Genomic DNA, 16,518 nt, shown 5'->3' on the forward strand with positions numbered 1-16,518 from the left:
CACACCGGCTTCCCAATTGTTCGTGAGCTTTTTAGCTCACGAACCTTTTCATTGATCTTTCTGGAGCGTGCATTACATGTCTTTACCACGCCGTCTACAAGAACGGCCCTTGCCACAGCAATTACTAACTGAGCTACAACATCTCACCACTAACTACTCCACCGGCTCGCTGGATAAAGGCGAACGCAAAGCGGTCCACTCCCCCTTATTTGAAGAAGAATTAGGCTGGGTTGGAGTAGGTTCCGAAGAAGACGTAGATGAGGCTTTCCGCCGTTCGCGTCAGACCCAAAAGGCCTGGGCCGATACCGACGTTAAGCAGCGCGTAATGGTAATGAAGCGCTTCCACCACCTCGTGGCTAAACACCGCGAGCTGTTGGCGGACTTCATCCAATTGGAAACCGGCAAGGACCGCACGGCCGCCTTTGATGAGGTACTCGATGTACTAAATAACGCGCGTTATTACTCAAATAATGCGCCAAAGCTACTGGCCACTCAGAAGCAGCCGGGCGCATTTCCGCTCATCACCAAAACTCACTTGCAGCGAGTTCCTAAGGGTGTTGTGGGGCAAATCAGCCCATGGAACTACCCATTAGCACTGGGCATTTCCGATGCCGTTGCGGCACTACTTGCCGGCAATGGCGTTGTGGCCAAGCCCGATGGATCCACCCCGTTTTCTAACCTGATTTCCCTCTACCTCTTGAGGGAAGCAGGACTGCCGAAGGATTTGCTGCAGATCGTTACCGGCTCCGGTCGAGTCGTCGGCTCCGCTATCTCCGAACGCTGCGATTACCTGATGTTTACCGGTTCCACCAAGACCGGCAAGATTTTGGGTACCACTGTAGGCGAGCGCCTCGTTGGATATTCCGCAGAACTGGGCGGCAAGAACCCTATGATCATCGCGCCGGATGCGGACATCGACAAGCATATTGACACCATCGCTACCGCTTGCTTTTCCAATTCGGGCCAGCTGTGCGTGTCGATTGAACGCATCTACGTACCCGATGCCATCTTCGATCAATTCATTAACGCATTCCGCCGGGCAACCGAGTCCATCAAACTTGGTTCCGGTTTGAACTGGGACTACACGATGGGTTCACTCATCGGCCAAAACCAATTAGATGTGGTGCAGCACTTTGTCGACGATGCGGTGGATAAGGGTGCCACCGTTATTACTGGCGGCAAGCCCCGCCCGGATATTGGCCCCTATCACTTTGAACCCACGGTTCTCACTGATTTGGGTGAAGGCGCCGAGCTTGCAGAGCAAGAGGTCTTTGGCCCTGTGGTGTACGTGCAACGCGTGCGCGATGTCGAAGAGGCCATCGAGCAGGCAAATAAATTGCCCTACGGCCTGAACTCCTCTGTATTCGGCCAACCCGAGACCGCGCAGGGCATCGCTGAGAAAATCGATGCAGGCAGCGTGACCATCAATGACGGCTACGCCTCCACATGGGCCTCGATTTCCACCCCGTTGGGTGGCGTCAAGGAGTCCGGTGTTGGCCGCCGTCATGGCCACGAGGGTCTGACCAAATATACAGAAGCGAAGAATATCTCCTCGCAAAGGATCATGCCGATGCGCGGGCCAAGCTGGCTTCCCAATAAGTACTACGGCACTTTGCTGAGCTCCGCATTGCGCTTAGGAAAGGCCTTGCGCTTCCTCCCCTGAGTACTGCGCAGCATAAGCAGCCACCTTTTAAATTCAGTAACTCACTTCACATTCAAAGGGTATGTGTGTACGATCACAACATACTCAGAAATGTGTTCTGCTGAATGCATAAATTGCACAACACACAGCGGCCAGTAAGCGCCCTGTGAAACTCGAAAGGAACAGTATGTTCAAGCCATACCGCCGACCGACTGTCGCAGTGGTTGGTGCCGGAGTAGCCGGATGCGCCGCAGCTTCTGAATGCGCATTCTCTGGATTCGACACCGTTCTTTTTGAACAAGAACCACACATCGGCGGTCACTTCAATTCCGCTGAAGCCACTGAGGTTTCCCGGAAGTACCACTTCCGTACCCCGTACCTCCGTCTCACCAAAACTGATGGCTCGCCAGCTTCTGTAATACGCCACCTTGAAGAGGCTGTTGCTGCCAGTGGCGCCGAGTTCCGCGGTTCCACCGCCGTTACTGGTGCCGAGTTCGACCGAGCAGAAGGCAAATGGGAAATCTCCTACCTCGGTGATTCCGGTCAGGAAACCCAAGCTTTCGATGTGTTGATTCGCGCCACCGGCGAGGAATCCCCGTGGATTTCCGTACCGGGACGGTCAAAGGCCAGCGTCGATGACATGTACCTCCACCACGGTGTAGAGGTATTTGGGCTGCCTAATGCCCTCTTTGTTGACGGCCCCACCCCGCGCGACTCTTACCTCAAGCGTCGCCCACTAGCTGTCATCGAAGCCCGCGCCGATCACTGCCGCCGCTACGTCCGCCAGCTCGAAATTCGTGGACCAGGCGAACTAACCGTCAAGCACGATAAATGGTTGGTTCAGCCCGGCACTGTACGCGGAATCCGCGAAGTGCTCGCAGGGTTCGATGCACCGGCCCATGATTTCAAGCGAGCATCCAACTACGCCCCTGAGTCCGCCTCGTCCGAACGCCAGAAACATCAAAAGTCCGCTACTGCCCTTAAGGAGGCGTAATGACTACTCTGAGCAATCCTGAAAGCACTGTAAACGACAAGCACACCCAGACTGCAGATAACAACACCGATAACCTGCCTGAGCTGGGTCCGGATTCCATCCTGTGGCAGCGCTTTGGTGACTGGCGCTCCGCATTCGTCGCACTGTCTGCTGGTCTTTTGCAGATTGCCCAGCGTGACATCAGCCGGTCTCTAGTGCAGCACTCCAACGTTTTCGATAACGAGGTTGCGCGCTTGGTTCGCTCCGCCTTCCCGATCATCCGCACGATCTACGAAGGCCCAGAAGTTGGCGTCATGATTCGTGACTTCCACAAGGACATCAAGGGCACCCACCCAGATGGAAGCCGCTACCACCCGCTGAACCCGGATGTTTACTACTGGGCACACGCCACCTTCGCTGCTATGCCGTACCAGCTGGCCGGCAACTTCATGGATCCTCTGACCCCAGAGGAGCGCGAGCAGCTCTTCCAGGAGACCCGTACCTGGTACACCTTCTACGGGGTTGCAGAGCCCGACGATGCGCCCAAGACGTACGCTGAATTTGAAGAGTACGTGGACAACATGATCGAAAACCTCGATATCAGCGAGACCATCGAGCGCTCCCGCATCATCAACGGCCTTACCCTCGACACCCCAGATCCCAAGGTGCCCAACTGGCTGTGGAAGCCCGTTGCACCTTACGCATCCCGCCTGCTGTTGTGGGTTGCAATCGGCATGATTCCAGACAAGCTGCGCAACAAGATTGGCTGGGAGTGGACCAAGAAGGATGAGCGCAAGCTCAAGATCTTCTCCCGCGCCGTCCGTGGCGTCTTCTCCATCCTCCCGCGTAAGGCACGCATGGTTCCTATTGCTACCCGCGCCTTTGAGAAGGCGGAAGCTGAAGGCGGCTTCCACTACTAAGGCCTTTATCCCTTCACTCATAGTTACTGAATACTGACTCCCATGATTGCGCCTTGAGGCCTTAAGGTAGATAACAACGTGGAGCATCAGTAGTGAAGGAGCACGAATGACAACCGTGTCCGGTTGGATCGCTATAGCCACATCGATTCCGGTGTGGCTATACTTTTTCGCCCGCATAGGCGCGCTCATTAAGTTCATCCGCTCGGGCGGACCAACCCAACTAGAGCGCACCAACAGCCCCGTAAAGCGCGTCGGGCGCGTGCTGGCAGAGGTCTTTAGCCACTCCCATTTCAAGGGAAAACCTCTGGTCAATGCCGCCCACTGGCTGGTGATGGTGGGCTTCCTTTTCGGCATCCTGGTGTGGTTCGAGGCCTATATCCAAACCTTCGCACCGAATAAGGGCTGGCCGTGGCTCAGCCACTGGCCGGTCTACCACTTTGTGGAAGAAGTCTTGGGCATCGCGACGGTGCTCGGCATTGGCTTCCTCATCGGTGTGCGCCTCAAGCTCGGCGATACCGAGCGTGGCAGCCGCTTCTTCAACTCCCAGACCGCCTCCGCACGCTGGGTAGAGTTCATCGTCTTTTCCGAGGGCCTCGGCATGATCTTGGTAAAGTCCACCAAGATCGCCACCTACGGCGGCGGTTCCGCCTGGGCGGATTTCTTGAGTATCCACTTGGCCAAGCTCTTCCCCGAGTCACCGGCCCTGGTGAGCTTCTTCGCCCTGTTCAAGCTGCTGTCCGGCATGCTGTTTATCGTCTTTATCTCCCGCAATTTCCAGTGGGGCGTCATGTGGCACCGCTTCACCAGCTTTTTCAATATTTTCTTCCAACGCAATGCCACCGGTGAAAAGGCACTGCAGTCCTTGCCCACCCCGGACTTGGAAGAGGACATCACACCGGGCAGCTGGAAGATGCTGCTGGATTCCACTTCGTGTACCGAGTGCGGCCGCTGTCAGGAGCTATGCCCAGCCTGGAATACCGAAAAACCGCTCAGTCCCAAGAAGCTCATGATGGATCTGCGCCAGGGAGCGCTGGATAACTACAACCCGCATGAAGGCGTAGATGTGCTGTCCATGGCCGGAGTTATCGATGATGATGTGCTGTGGTCATGTACCAACTGTGGCGCCTGTGTGGACCAGTGCCCTACCGATATTGAGCACATCGATCACATCGCGGACCTGCGCCGTTTTAAGGTGCTAGCGGAATCGAACTTCCCATCTGAGCTCACCGGCCTATTCAAAAACATGGAAAACAAAGGCAACCCGTGGGGCCGGAATAACTCTGAGCGCCGCGCCTGGATCGATGAGGCCCAGGCCGATGGCATCGATGTGCCCATCATCGGTGAGGACGAGACGGACTTCTCCGATATGGAATACCTACTCTGGGTAGGCTGCGCCGGTGCCTACGATGATGACGGCCGCCGCACCACCCGTGCGGTCGTAGACCTGCTGCATACAGCTGGTGTGAAATTCGGTGTGCTCTCCACTGGCGAGACCTGTACGGGCGATCCTGCCCGCCGCGCCGGCAACGAGTTCCTTTTCCAGATGATGGCGCAGCAAAACGTAGAAACCCTCAACAATGCTTTTGACGGCGTACCGGAGGGCCAGCGCAAGATCATCACCACTTGCCCGCACTGCTTTAACACCATCCGCAACGAGTACCCGGACTTTGACGGACATTTTGACGTCTTCCACCACACCCAGCTGCTCAACCGCCTGGTGCGCGAAGGATTGCTCAAGCCGGTGCCGCGCACGCCGGAGAACCGCAAGCCGATTACCTACCACGACCCTTGCTTCCTCGGCCGCCACAACAAGGTCTTCGATCCCCCACGCGAGCTGCTCGAGGCCACCGGCGTGGAACTGCGTGAGATGGACAAGAACCGCGACGAGGCCTTCTGCTGTGGCGCCGGCGGTGCCCGCATGTTCATGGAAGAAAAGCTTGGCACCCGCATCAATGACTTCCGCACCGAACAGGCTTTGGAAACCGGCGCGGAAGAAATTGCCACCGGCTGCCCCTTCTGTAATGTCATGATGACCGGCGGCGTGAAGTCCTTGGCGCAGGATTCCACCCCCGCCGCCAAGGTCAATGACGTGGCAGTTATGCTGCGCAATTCCATTTCCCTCGATGAGGCCGGCACCCTGCCAGAGCCCCACCCCAAGGCCTTCCTTGCCACTCCGGTGCGCCACCAGAAGTCCACCGGCACCAATAATGCCCCGCTTGCCGACGCCCCCACTTCCGACGCTCCTAACGCTCCCGCCCCCTCCGCCTCGGCACCGGCAGCCCCAAGCGCACCCGCGGCACCCTCGGCACCAAGCGCGCCCGCCGCCCCTGCGGCACCGGCTGCGCCTGCGCCAAGTGCACCTTCTACTCCATCAGCGCCGACACCGCCAGCTGCACCGCAAGCTCCCCAAGCACCGGCAGCTCCCGCAGCACCTGCGCCACAAGCACCAGCCGCTCCAACACCACCAAGCGCTCCAACGCCGCCGAACGCACCCGCAGCGCCCGCAGCACCCGCGCCAAGCGCACCTTCTGCTCCATCGGCACCGACGCCGCCAGCTGCACCGCAAGCTCCCCAAGCGCCGGCAACTCCCGCCGCACCGACCGCGCCTACCCCACCGAGTGCCCCAGCAGCACCTGCACCGAAAGCACCAGCCGCTCCAACGCCGCCGAGCACACCCGCAGCGCCTGCAGCTCCAAGCGCACCGGCTGCGCCTGCGCCAAGTGCACCTTCTGCTCCGTCGGCACCGACGCCGCCTGCAGCTCCGGCACCGCCGGCGTCGGAAAGCGCGCCACAGCCGCCTGAATCTGAGTAGGCGCGCAGGGGCATGGGTGCGTACGCTGTAGTCCATGCATTTTAATGCGGGACTCCCCACCGATGCCCTACTGCTAGCAGCAGGCGCGACCGAAAATACACACTCCCTCGTCTCTTTCGCTTGGATCATGGCCGCCGCCCTGCTGGCGCCGCTGATCTCTTATATGCTGGGCTACCGTCTTCCATCGGTAGCCCTCTTGCTGATTTTCGGCATGATTATTGGTCCTTCGGTGCTCGACCTCGCTGCCGAGGACGAAGGCATCGAAATGCTCAAGGAGCTCGGCGTGGGAGCGTTATTTCTCCTCGCGGGCTTTGAAATTCAAATCTCCACCCTCAAAACAAAGGAAGCCGGAACGGCATTATCCACTTGGGCAATCTGTGCCCTCGCCTGTGGGGTGGGTGCCTACTTCCTGGTAGATAATGTGCCAGGTGCCATCGTGGTCGCCTTGGCACTGACCTCAACGGCGCTGGGCACGCTCACGCCGATGCTGAAGCAGGACCGCATTCTGGGCACCAAGGTGGGCAACTCTGTGATGATTCACGGTGCCATTGGTGAGGTCGCCCCCATTACCGCAATGGCACTATTGCTGGGTACTCGTTCCACGCTGACGACGATGATCATTTTGTTGTTCTTCATCATCATCGCCGTTGCTGTCGCCATCATGCCAGCGGCTATCGCATCAACGATCCCTTGGGTAAAGACCGCCTTTATCTCTGGTGCAGGTTCAACCAACCAAACGATTCTGCGTCTTATCATCCTTATTCTGGCCATTCTTATGGCCGTTACCGCAGTCTTTGAACTCGATATTGTGCTCGGTGCTTTTGCTGCCGGCATCATTTTGAACCGTATTATCCCGGATGAGTTCCACCGCCGCCTAGAGCACCGCCTCGATGTGGTGTTTTATTCGATGCTTATTCCGGTCTTCTTTGTGGTCTCTGGCATGAGCATTAGCTGGGACACCATCGCTCATAATCCGTGGAAGGTACTGGGCATTCCAGCTCTCATCTTGGTGACCCGTGGCCTGCCCGTCTTCTTGCGCGAAAATGTTGGGCATACCGGATCTGATATTGAAACCTTCCGCGAGCGCCTCCAAGTAGGTTTGTATTCCGCCACCGGTCTGCCGATCATCGTGGCGGTAACGTCCCTGGCGGTCAATTCCGGAATCATGGAGCCGGAGAATGCCTCGATCTTCGTCTCCGGTGGAGCGCTTACCGTCGCCATCTTCCCCTTCTTGGCCAGCTTGGTGGGCGGGAACCAGCAAGAAAAGAAGGACGAGAAGACTCCTGACGCTGAATCCAAGGACCTATAGGCTGCGTTCGCTGAGAGCACGTCCCTGGAAGGGCAGAATTTTCCTAGACTGGAAAACGTGAGTAATAACTTTGGTTCTTCCCCTGTCAATCGGACTCTGCGCCTGTCCGATTCCGAGCGCAACGATGCCATCAATGACCTCGCCCGCGCCGTGGGTGAAGGCCGGTTAACCATGGAGGAGTTCGAGGACCGCTCGGACGATGTCATGCGCGCTAGCACCCACCAAGACCTCGTGCCCGTCTTCCAAGATATTCCGGCGCGTGGTTCCCACGAGGTCAAGATTTATTCTCGGGGAGACGTCACCCGTGCGCATAATGCAGGAAAGAAACCAAAGTTTGCCACTGCCCTTTCCGGCTCTGTGGTGCTTGCAGTAGCAAGCCCCACTCTGATCTTCTTGAGCGCTACCATGAGCAACCCATGGCTTTTACTCGGGGGCGCGGTGGCAGCCGCCCTCATTCCAATTTTGTGGATCATGCTCTACGTCGCCAAGGTCGGCCCCTCCTCGTGGCACGCCCCATCCGTGCGCCAGATTGAGCGGCAGCAGCTGCGCGAGATTCGCGCTCTCACGGCGCATGAGCGCGCGCAGCAAAAAATGATCGAGGAAAAGATGTGGGCCGATCGCCGTATGCAAGCTGGCGAAATCACCGGCCAAGCCATGGATCTGGCCAAGCGGAAATTCAGCGAGTGGAATAAAAAATAGTCATCGCCGGTGTTGAAGCATTTTGTGCAGCTGTGAATCGTGGCACAATATTCCCATGACTTCTCCCAAACACCGCATCTTTGACCAATCCGACAAACTCAAGGGCGTCGCGTATGACATCCGCGGCGAGGTCTCTGCGGAAGCGGAACGCATGGAGCTCGATGGCCACACCATCTTGAAACTCAACACCGGTAACCCGGCCGTCTTCGGCTTCGAAGCACCCGATGTCATCATGCGCGATATGATCGCCGCCCTGCCTACTTCCCAGGGCTATTCCACCTCCAAGGGAATCATTCCTGCCCGCCGATCCATCGTTACCCGCTACGAGCTGGAGGATTTCCCACCCTTCGATATCAACGATGTCTTCTTGGGCAATGGCGTCTCCGAGCTCATCAGCATGACCACCCAAGCGCTGCTTAATAACGGCGATGAGGTTCTCATCCCGGCACCGGATTATCCATTGTGGACTGCGGCTACGTCCCTGGCAGGTGGTACCCCAGTGCACTACTTGTGTGATGAGGAGGATGATTGGAATCCATCCATCGAGGACATCGAGTCCAAGATTACGGATAAGACCAAAGCCATCGTGGTCATTAACCCGAATAACCCAACGGGTGCGGTCTACTCGCGCGAAGTACTGCAGAAGATCGTCAACATCGCCCGCGAGCATAATCTGCTCATCTTGGCCGATGAGATCTATGACCGCATTCTTTATGACGGCGCGCAACACATCTCCATCGCTTCGCTAGCCCCTGACCTTCTCACCATCACGTTTAATGGCTTATCCAAGGCCTATCGCGTGTGTGGCTACCGTGCCGGCTGGATGGTACTTACAGGCCCTAAGCACCACGCCCGTGGCTTCATCGAAGGCCTTGAGCTTCTGGCCGGAACTCGCCTGTGCCCGAACGTACCGGCGCAGCACGCTATCCAGGTGGCATTGGGTGGCCGGCAGTCCATCTTCGAGCTCACTGGTACCGGCGGGCGTCTTTTGCGCCAGCGCAATATCGCCTACGAGAAGCTCAATGAGATTCCCGGCGTTTCCGCGGTAAAACCCATGGGCTCGCTCTACCTCTTCCCGCGCCTGGATCCGAATGTGTATGAAATCCATGATGATGCCAAGCTCATGCTGGATATTTTGAAGGCGGAAAAGATCCTCATGGTTCAGGGAACCGGCTTCAACTGGCCGAACCCAGATCACTTCCGCGTAGTCACGCTGCCGTGGGCATCCCAGATCGAAAACGCCATTGAGCGCCTTGGCAACTTCCTGGTGAGCTATAAGCAGTAGCTTTCTTCCCCGCCAGTTGCTAATGATAGTAATAATCCATAACAATATGGTGCATGGGAAGACATTCTGCGGCACCTAAGCCTCAGCCGACTCGAAGTTCATGGGGTCGGCTCTCTACTTCGTTAGCTCACCATCCATGGCGGTTAGCCTTGCTCGGCGTGCTCGTCACAGCGCTTATAGCCACCATTGCGGGCATGGCATTGCTGTGGCCTCAGAGTCCAGCTTCCGAGCACACCTCCACCGATTTTCAGCAAACCTATGCCCTCAACCACCCACAGGTCGAGGGCACGGTCGACACGACAGATCACTCTGCTTGCCAATCGGAACTTACTGGACAGGCCTTTGATAAACCGCCGCTCATTCCTGGGTCTGAGGAAGTGCAGTGCGACCGCGCCTTAGTCAATATCACCTCCGGCGAGGACGAAGGACGCATGACCCAATTGGTCACCTACGGCAATGCCGGCGATCCGCAGCTTAAACCGGGCGACAAGATTGTTCTTTCTAAGGCAGATGACCCTTCCGGCGCTGTGTCCTATGCTTTTGCTGATTATCAGCGCACCGGAAGCCTAGCTCTGTGGGCGGTTATCGTCGCCGTCGTCATTATCGCTTTTGCGGCGTGGCATGGCGTACGCGCCCTTATCGGCTTAGCGCTCAGCCTAGGCGTGATCTTTGCGTTCCTCGTCCCCGCTCTTATCGACGCTCATAATCCCCTGTGGTCCGCCCTTGTAGCCTGCTCTGCCATCATTCTGCTCGCCGTTCCTCTTGTCCACGGCCTGAATTGGAAATCGGCATCGGCGGTGGGTGGTTCCCTCACCGCTCTCATTCTCGCAGCGGTGCTGGCATGGGCCACTATCGATGGTTCGCAGTTGCAGGGCTACAGTTCTGAGGACAACCTCAAGCTACTTCTTTATATGCCTGATGTATCCATCGTGGGCGTGCTCTTGTGCGGCTTTGTAGTTGGCGCCTTGGGCAGCCTTGCCGACGCCGCCGTGGCCCAAGCATCCACCATTACCGAACTCCACGAAGCGGATCCTGATGCCCGCCCTACACAGCTTTTCCTCTCCGCAATGAAGGTGGGCCGCGACCATATTGCCTCCATGGTCTATACGCTGATTCTCACCTATACCGGCGCGACCTTGCCGCTGCTCATGCTGATTACCGCAGCAGAACGCCCTGCCGGACAGATTTTGAGCAGCGATCTCGTCGCTACTGAGCTGCTGCGTTCTGGAGTGGGCGCGATGGCATTGACCCTCGCGGTTCCCATCACTACGGCCATTGCGGCCTTCACGGTGCCAAAGCGTACAAAAGCTTAAGCCTAAGCGGAAGGCTGAGCCAGCATCGACGCTGCTCAGCCTTTCGTATCTAGGCAGTTGAGAACCTAGAGGGTGCGGCCTAGGGCCTCAACCTTCCAGCCTGCCTGCTGCCAATCCGCGACAGGCAGCACATTGCGGCCGTCGATAATGTGTTTATTGTCCACGAGCTGGCCCGCTTGCTGCGGATCCAATTCCTTGAATTGCTTCCACTCGGTAGCCAAAATCACCAGCTCGGCCTCGCTCAGGGCGTCATCAGTGTCTGCGGCGTAATCCAAGGTGGGGAATACCTTTTTGGCGTTGTCCATACCCTCTGGGTCATAGACGGTTACTGCCGCACCGGCCAAGGACAAGGAACCGGCCACGGAAAGGGCGGGCGAATCGCGCACGTCATCGGAATTTGGCTTAAACGCGCAGCCCAGCACGGTCACGCGGTGACCAAGCAGAGAACCATTGAAGGCTTCCTTGGCAAGGTCTACCACGCGGTCGCGACGGCGCATATTGATAGCGTCTACCTCGCGCAGGAAGGTCAGCGCTTGGTCGGCGCCAAGTTCGCCGGCGCGGGCCATGAAGGCGCGAATATCTTTAGGCAAGCAACCGCCACCAAAGCCGAGACCGGCGCCTAAGAACTTGCGGCCGATGCGTTCGTCGAGCCCAATGGCGTCGGCAAGCGCGGTCACGTCCGCGCCCGCAATCTCGCAGATTTCGGAGACTGCGTTGATAAAGGAAATCTTGGTGGCTAGAAATGCGTTAGCGGAGACTTTGACCAGCTCCGCGGTCTGCCAGTCCGTGACAATAAATGGGGTGTCTTGCGAGAGCGGCTGGGCATAGACTTCACGCGCGACCTCTTCAGCTCGACTTTCATTGTTGGTTTCACCAACGCCGAGCACGATGCGGTCTGGGGTGATGGTGTCCTTGACGGCATAGCCCTCGCGCAGGAACTCCGGGTTCCAGGCAATTTCCACGGTGGTGCCTTCTGGGGCAAGCTCATTGGCTAGTTCCTGGAGTTCCGCGGCGGTGCCGACCGGGACGGTAGATTTACCGAAGATGATGTGATCGCCCTTGAGCTTGGGCACCAAGTCCGTAATAACGGCCTTAACGTAGGTCATATCCGCCGCGTAGGAACCACGGCGCTGCGGAGTTCCGACGCCCAAAAAGTGCAGGTTGCCGAACTCGGCTGCTTCTTCGTAGTCCGTGCTGAAATCGAGGCGTCCGGCCTCGATATTGCGCCCCAGAACCTCGGGCAAGCCCGGTTCATAGAATGGAACCTGGCCCGATTTGAGAGCGGAAATCTTATTTTCATCTACGTCCACGCCTAGTACTTCGTGGCCGAGCTCGGCCATGCACGCAGCATGGGTTGCACCCAGGTATCCGGTGCCGATTACAGTCATACGCATAAGGCCTTATCTTAAAGGCCTTATGTGAATACCGGTTTAAGCCTATCGAAAATTCAGGTAAGACTTCGATGGAGTCGGGCCACGCTGGCCTTGGTACTTCGACCCCAGCGAACCCGTGCCATAAGGGCTTTCAGCTGCTGAAGTCATCTTGAAAATCGCCAGCTGTCCCACCTTCATGCCCGGCCACAGGGCAATGGGCAGGTTGGCGGTATTAGAAAGCTCGAGCGTAATGTGACCGGAAAAGCCTGGGTCAATAAAGCCCGCGGTGGAGTGGGTCAACAATCCTAAGCGGCCGAGCGAAGACTTGCCCTCCAAGCGGCCAGCCAAGTTCGCAGGCAGGGTGAACTTTTCCAACGTAGCACCGAGGACGAACTCGCCTGGGTGCAGGATGAAGGACTGATCTTCTTCTACCTCCACCAAGGTGGTGAGATCCGGCATTTCCTCTTTGGGGTCAATATGCGTATACCGCGAGTTATTGAAGACGCGGAAATATTTATCCAGGCGCACGTCTACCGAGGAGGGCTGGATAAGCTCGCTGTCGAAGGGCTCGATGCCCAATTCTTCGGCGTCAATGGCGGAACGGATATCACGATCTGAAAGAAGCACGGCCCCAATTCTACTCATGCCGAAGGCCAAGGTGTATAGTAGGCCGGAGCGCACCAGCGCGCAGTGCCGACGTAGTTTAATGGTAGAACTGCAGCTTCCCAAGCTGCTAGCGCGGGTTCGATTCCCGTCGTCGGCTCCACACAAGAATAGGCCCGCCACCTGCCTAAATAGTTAGGCAAGGGAGGGCCTATACTCACCATGTACTAAAGACGTGGTAGCTGCAATGGTAGCTACCTCACCCGAACACTAATGATGGGCGAATCATCCTCACGGGGCTGCACAGCGCAACTCCAATCAGATCGAACAGTGCTGCCAAAATCATTCTGAGAGTCAACGTGCCCCCGGATGCGCCAGACTGTTCCGTCCATTTCTTTTTCTGAGGTGTATTCAGAGTCCTTTTCAAACTCAGCCGTGGATGGGGATTTCAATTTATCGGCTACTCGTTCGTGGCATTTATCGCGGGCCTCGCTTGCCGTCCAGTCGAGGATCGAATCTTCTGGGGTGAAGCACCCGGTGAGGATTGGGAGCACTGAAATGAGGGAGAGAGTGAAGGTTGTCTTTTTCATACTTTAAGTATAAGGGCTTACGGTGACGTGGGTAACATTAGGATACCTGTTTAGGGGATTTATGGAGGTATCGAGAGTAGGGGAACTTTCGTCACCCTGACGGTATCTGCGCCAATTTTAACGCCAAAAAGACCCCCACCCGCGTGGGGTGAGGGTCAGCCTAAAAATCATTCTCCAGCTCGTTGGGTATGGGCATATCGGCGACGCTTTCAGGGTGCTTTAGCCGCCACTGGCGGATATGGTTCACGGCGATAAAATACCGGCTTTTCCACACCTCCAACTTGTCGCGTAGCTCAGCAATCTCCACCCGCATCTCATTGATGGACTTATCGCGGGCTTCCAGCTGCTCATTCGTCCACTCACGAATGGACTTGGTAAACGATTCCCACTCCGGGCCGCGAGTTTCTAGCTCTGCTTTCTTCTTCTGGTTCTTCTCGGTCAGCACGCTACCAATTACAGTTCCAGCCACGCCGATTACGGCGACGATGATGGTAGCCAATGGCCCGTCTACGGGCATCATCGTCACCTCCCGTCAACGATTTTCAGCTCACCGGTCTGGCCGCGTCCGTAGGCGTAGAGGGTCATGGTTGCGATGCCGATATAGCCGAGGGAGGACACCCAAGCGCGAGGCAGGTCACCGAGAATCGTAGCGAAAATAAAGCTGAGCGCCCACATGGAATGCAACCCCACGACGGCCCCAACGGCGGCAGGAACCAGCTTGTGCCACTTTGCCGCGCACACGCACAGCACACCCATGAGCAGCCACACCACAGCCCACGAGGGCGGGTTAAGCACGCTCTCCATAAAATGCGTCGGCTTGCGCTCTGGGTTCACCAGCAGCGGTGTGTAGGACATGCCGCGAGCGATGGAGATACTGCCCAGAATCATCAGCCCGGCAGCGTCTGAGACGAGCCACCGTGCGGCGCGGCGCTTAAATCTTTTCCAATCCATGCTCATTCCCCTGCTGTGGTGGGGCCTGTGTAGACCGGCAGGGAGGCGGGCGTGTTGGCAGTCTCGGCGCGGTCGGCTTGGTCTGCTAGGCGCGGTGCCATGGACGGGGTGACACCATCAACCGTTAGCCGGTTAGTTAGCGTGGTGACGAAGAAACCAATACCGCCCACGAGCAGAATCGTCCATTCCGGCGCGTCTGCAAGGTAGACAGGAATCACGCCCGCAACCCACGCCACCGCCTGCAACACCAGCATGATGGTGCCCTTGTAGCGCAGCCACCACGGCTGCTCCTGCAGCTCCACCGCCACAGCCTCAGCCACGTGCTCGGACACGGAATTCAGAACCGTCTGATTGTAGTGCTTACCCATTTACTTCTTCCCCTTTTCGTCTAGCTTCTTCTCAATGCGGGCCACGTCAGATCGGAGCGCGGCCACCGCGTCCACCAACGTGAGGTTCTGGCCCTTGCTGTTCTGCCCTAATTGCTCCCAGCCGTTACCCGAGGGTCCCCTTAATTGCCGCCATATTTCCTGAATCGCATCAAACTGCGGCCCGAAAAACCCACTGATAAAAGCCGTGAGCTGCTTGTAGAGTTTGTTCATTTCTTCCTCCGATGGTTCCTCTTCTGGTGCCGGTTTTCCGGTGAATAACGCTTGTAGTTGCGCCTTGCTGCCCCTAAAGGCGTTGATGTCCACGGTGTAGCCAGCGACCTGAGCATTACTGCCGTATTGCCACATGACTGGCTTTTGATTGCCTAGCGGGTAGTCCCATTGCTGGTGCTGGTCGCCGGGGTAAATTGTGCGGGGTGTGCCGGTGCGGTTCTGCCCGTAAGCAGCTACCCAAAAGGCCCCAAACTCGTGGGAGTCCGGCTCGTGTGGGGAGATGCGGCCCTCCCAGTAAGGCACGTAGGAATAACAGCCGATAACACGCACCCCGCGCTTCTCAAACTCGGCCTTGCACTGGCGGATATGGTCAACATGCAAACCAGCCGGGGTTTCCACGTCAATCCACACCGGGCGTTTCTTATCCCCCATGACCTCAAGGGAAGCCTGCACCTGCTGAGCCACCGTCGTGCCCTCGCTGGGGTTACGCAAGTAGTGATAAGCAGCGGTGACAAGACCGGCTGATTCCGCATCCTCAAGGTGGGAGCGGTAGCACCTGTCCTTGTAGGTGCCGTCCGTGGTGCGGATAATCGCGAAGTCAATCCCCTCACTGGCGGCGCGTTTCAGGCTCATGCCGTCTTGATGCTCAGATAGATCCACCCCGTGCAGCGTGCCGCCCTGCTTCCCCACAGGACGAGCCACAGCTTCGCCGGGCTGTGCCGCGCCCGCGAGATACGGGGCTGGGTCTTGGTGAGCGCCGCCTAATCGTCCCGGCGACCCCCATGTTTCAAAATGAAGATGAGCCCCGGTGGACTGGCCCTCGTTACCTACAACACCTATCTGCTGCCCTGCACGTACACGGTCGCCCGCCTTAACCATGATGCCGTCATGCTTCACGTGACCATAGATAAAATCCTTACCCACGCTGTCTTGGCAGTCGAGCCATATCCACGACCCGAATCCGGACACGTTGTATCGCTCCCGGCCCTCCACCACGACACCATCAGCCGCCGCATAAATCGGCGTGCCAATAGGCGCGGCGAAATCTAGCCCGGCGTGAAACGTGCCCCAGCGTGGCCCATAACCACTAGACACCTGGTAGGTGCCCTGTTTCATTGGGTGAGTAACCATATTTCGCCCTCCTTTGGGCAAAATTAAAGCGCCCCGGAGGGCGCGGTCGGTTGGTGTGGTTTAGAGTTTCTTCCAACCTTGCGGGTAATCAGATGGCGACCACACATTGTTTGGGATGGTGGACTCGTAAACCGCGCCGTTGTAGGTAACGCGGTCACCTTGCTTGTAGGCATCGTGGCTGCCGGAGGGTTGTTTGAATGCGGGGGCCGCTGGTTGCTCGGTGGAAATCTCCGGTTCGGTTTCTATGGTGACAATCCACGATTTCAGCTGGGCGAACTCCTCGTCAGGGAGGGCCCTAATAGTATCTTGCAGAGTCAC

Annotated in this window: 16 protein-coding genes and 1 tRNA gene; 9 read left to right on the forward strand and 8 right to left on the reverse strand. The window is 57.4% G+C overall.

The annotated features are described in order from the left end of the window. Nucleotides 1–76: 76 nt before the first annotated feature. The 8 genes from WMQ00_RS08870 to WMQ00_RS08905 all read left to right on the forward strand — a co-directional run bounded on the left by WMQ00_RS08870 (nucleotide 77) and on the right by WMQ00_RS08905 (nucleotide 10,953). On the forward strand, nucleotides 77–1,663 hold the full coding sequence (locus WMQ00_RS08870; protein ID WP_340440900.1) for a succinic semialdehyde dehydrogenase: 1,587 nt from the start codon (nucleotides 77–79) through the stop codon (nucleotides 1,661–1,663). Nucleotides 1,664–1,829: 166 nt separating this feature from the next. Then, nucleotides 1,830–2,636 carry an NAD(P)-binding protein gene (locus WMQ00_RS08875; protein WP_200288564.1) on the forward strand — a complete coding sequence of 269 codons (807 nt, stop codon included), beginning with the start codon at nucleotides 1,830–1,832 and terminating at the stop codon, nucleotides 2,634–2,636. Continuing rightward, nucleotides 2,636–3,535 (forward strand): oxygenase MpaB family protein, encoded by a 900-nt coding sequence (locus WMQ00_RS08880; RefSeq protein ID WP_200288563.1) that lies wholly within the window; start codon nucleotides 2,636–2,638, stop codon nucleotides 3,533–3,535. The genes WMQ00_RS08875 and WMQ00_RS08880 overlap by 1 nt, the downstream gene beginning before the upstream one ends. A gap of 106 nt (nucleotides 3,536–3,641) precedes the next feature. Then, nucleotides 3,642–6,347 (forward strand): (Fe-S)-binding protein, encoded by a 2,706-nt coding sequence (locus tag WMQ00_RS08885; protein WP_340440901.1) that lies wholly within the window; start codon nucleotides 3,642–3,644, stop codon nucleotides 6,345–6,347. Nucleotides 6,348–6,381: 34 nt separating this feature from the next. Next, nucleotides 6,382–7,656 (forward strand): cation:proton antiporter, encoded by a 1,275-nt coding sequence (locus tag WMQ00_RS08890; RefSeq protein ID WP_340440902.1) that lies wholly within the window; start codon nucleotides 6,382–6,384, stop codon nucleotides 7,654–7,656. A gap of 96 nt (nucleotides 7,657–7,752) precedes the next feature. Continuing rightward, complete coding sequence (locus WMQ00_RS08895) at nucleotides 7,753–8,355, forward strand: DUF1707 domain-containing protein (protein WP_316360738.1); 603 nt, start codon at nucleotides 7,753–7,755, stop codon at nucleotides 8,353–8,355. Between the two features lie 55 nt (nucleotides 8,356–8,410). Then, nucleotides 8,411–9,640: a pyridoxal phosphate-dependent aminotransferase gene (locus tag WMQ00_RS08900; RefSeq protein ID WP_239206587.1), complete on the forward strand. Its 1,230-nt coding sequence runs from the start codon at nucleotides 8,411–8,413 to the stop codon at nucleotides 9,638–9,640. 149 nt (nucleotides 9,641–9,789) lie between these two features. Beyond that, nucleotides 9,790–10,953, forward strand: coding sequence for a YibE/F family protein (locus tag WMQ00_RS08905; RefSeq protein WP_316360744.1), 1,164 nt, complete (start codon nucleotides 9,790–9,792; stop codon nucleotides 10,951–10,953). A gap of 65 nt (nucleotides 10,954–11,018) precedes the next feature. On the opposite strand, the gene WMQ00_RS08910 is transcribed toward WMQ00_RS08905, so the two are convergent. Then, on the reverse strand, nucleotides 11,019–12,347 hold the full coding sequence (locus WMQ00_RS08910; RefSeq protein ID WP_340440903.1) for a UDP-glucose dehydrogenase family protein: 1,329 nt from the start codon (nucleotides 12,345–12,347) through the stop codon (nucleotides 11,019–11,021). 42 nt (nucleotides 12,348–12,389) lie between these two features. After that, the gene (gene dcd / locus WMQ00_RS08915) at nucleotides 12,390–12,953 is read right to left on the reverse strand and encodes a dCTP deaminase (protein ID WP_034656041.1); all 564 of its coding nucleotides are present in this window, start codon (nucleotides 12,951–12,953) and stop codon (nucleotides 12,390–12,392) included. Between the two features lie 65 nt (nucleotides 12,954–13,018). Between dcd and WMQ00_RS08920 the strand changes: the two genes are divergently transcribed. After that, nucleotides 13,019–13,092, forward strand: a tRNA-Gly gene (locus WMQ00_RS08920). A 91-nt stretch (nucleotides 13,093–13,183) separates the two neighbouring features. On the opposite strand, the gene WMQ00_RS08925 is transcribed toward WMQ00_RS08920, so the two are convergent. From WMQ00_RS08925 to WMQ00_RS08950, 6 genes are all read right to left on the reverse strand, one after another. Then, nucleotides 13,184–13,519 (reverse strand): hypothetical protein, encoded by a 336-nt coding sequence (locus WMQ00_RS08925; protein ID WP_340440904.1) that lies wholly within the window; start codon nucleotides 13,517–13,519, stop codon nucleotides 13,184–13,186. Nucleotides 13,520–13,679: 160 nt separating this feature from the next. Beyond that, entirely contained in the window at nucleotides 13,680–14,039 is a 360-nt protein-coding gene (locus WMQ00_RS08930; RefSeq protein ID WP_340440905.1) for a hypothetical protein, read from the reverse strand. 2 nt (nucleotides 14,040–14,041) lie between these two features. After that, nucleotides 14,042–14,470: a hypothetical protein gene (locus WMQ00_RS08935; protein WP_340440906.1), complete on the reverse strand. Its 429-nt coding sequence runs from the start codon at nucleotides 14,468–14,470 to the stop codon at nucleotides 14,042–14,044. Nucleotides 14,471–14,472: 2 nt separating this feature from the next. Continuing rightward, complete coding sequence (locus WMQ00_RS08940; protein WP_340440907.1) at nucleotides 14,473–14,838, reverse strand: hypothetical protein; 366 nt, start codon at nucleotides 14,836–14,838, stop codon at nucleotides 14,473–14,475. Next, the gene (locus WMQ00_RS08945) at nucleotides 14,839–16,200 is read right to left on the reverse strand and encodes a peptidoglycan DD-metalloendopeptidase family protein (protein ID WP_340440908.1); all 1,362 of its coding nucleotides are present in this window, start codon (nucleotides 16,198–16,200) and stop codon (nucleotides 14,839–14,841) included. 60 nt (nucleotides 16,201–16,260) lie between these two features. Continuing rightward, nucleotides 16,261–16,518: a carbohydrate-binding protein gene (locus tag WMQ00_RS08950; RefSeq protein ID WP_340440909.1), complete on the reverse strand. Its 258-nt coding sequence runs from the start codon at nucleotides 16,516–16,518 to the stop codon at nucleotides 16,261–16,263.

It is taken from the genome of Corynebacterium sp. KPL2825, from assembly GCF_037908445.1.
Taxonomy (GTDB): Bacteria; Actinomycetota; Actinomycetes; order Mycobacteriales; family Mycobacteriaceae; genus Corynebacterium; species Corynebacterium kefirresidentii.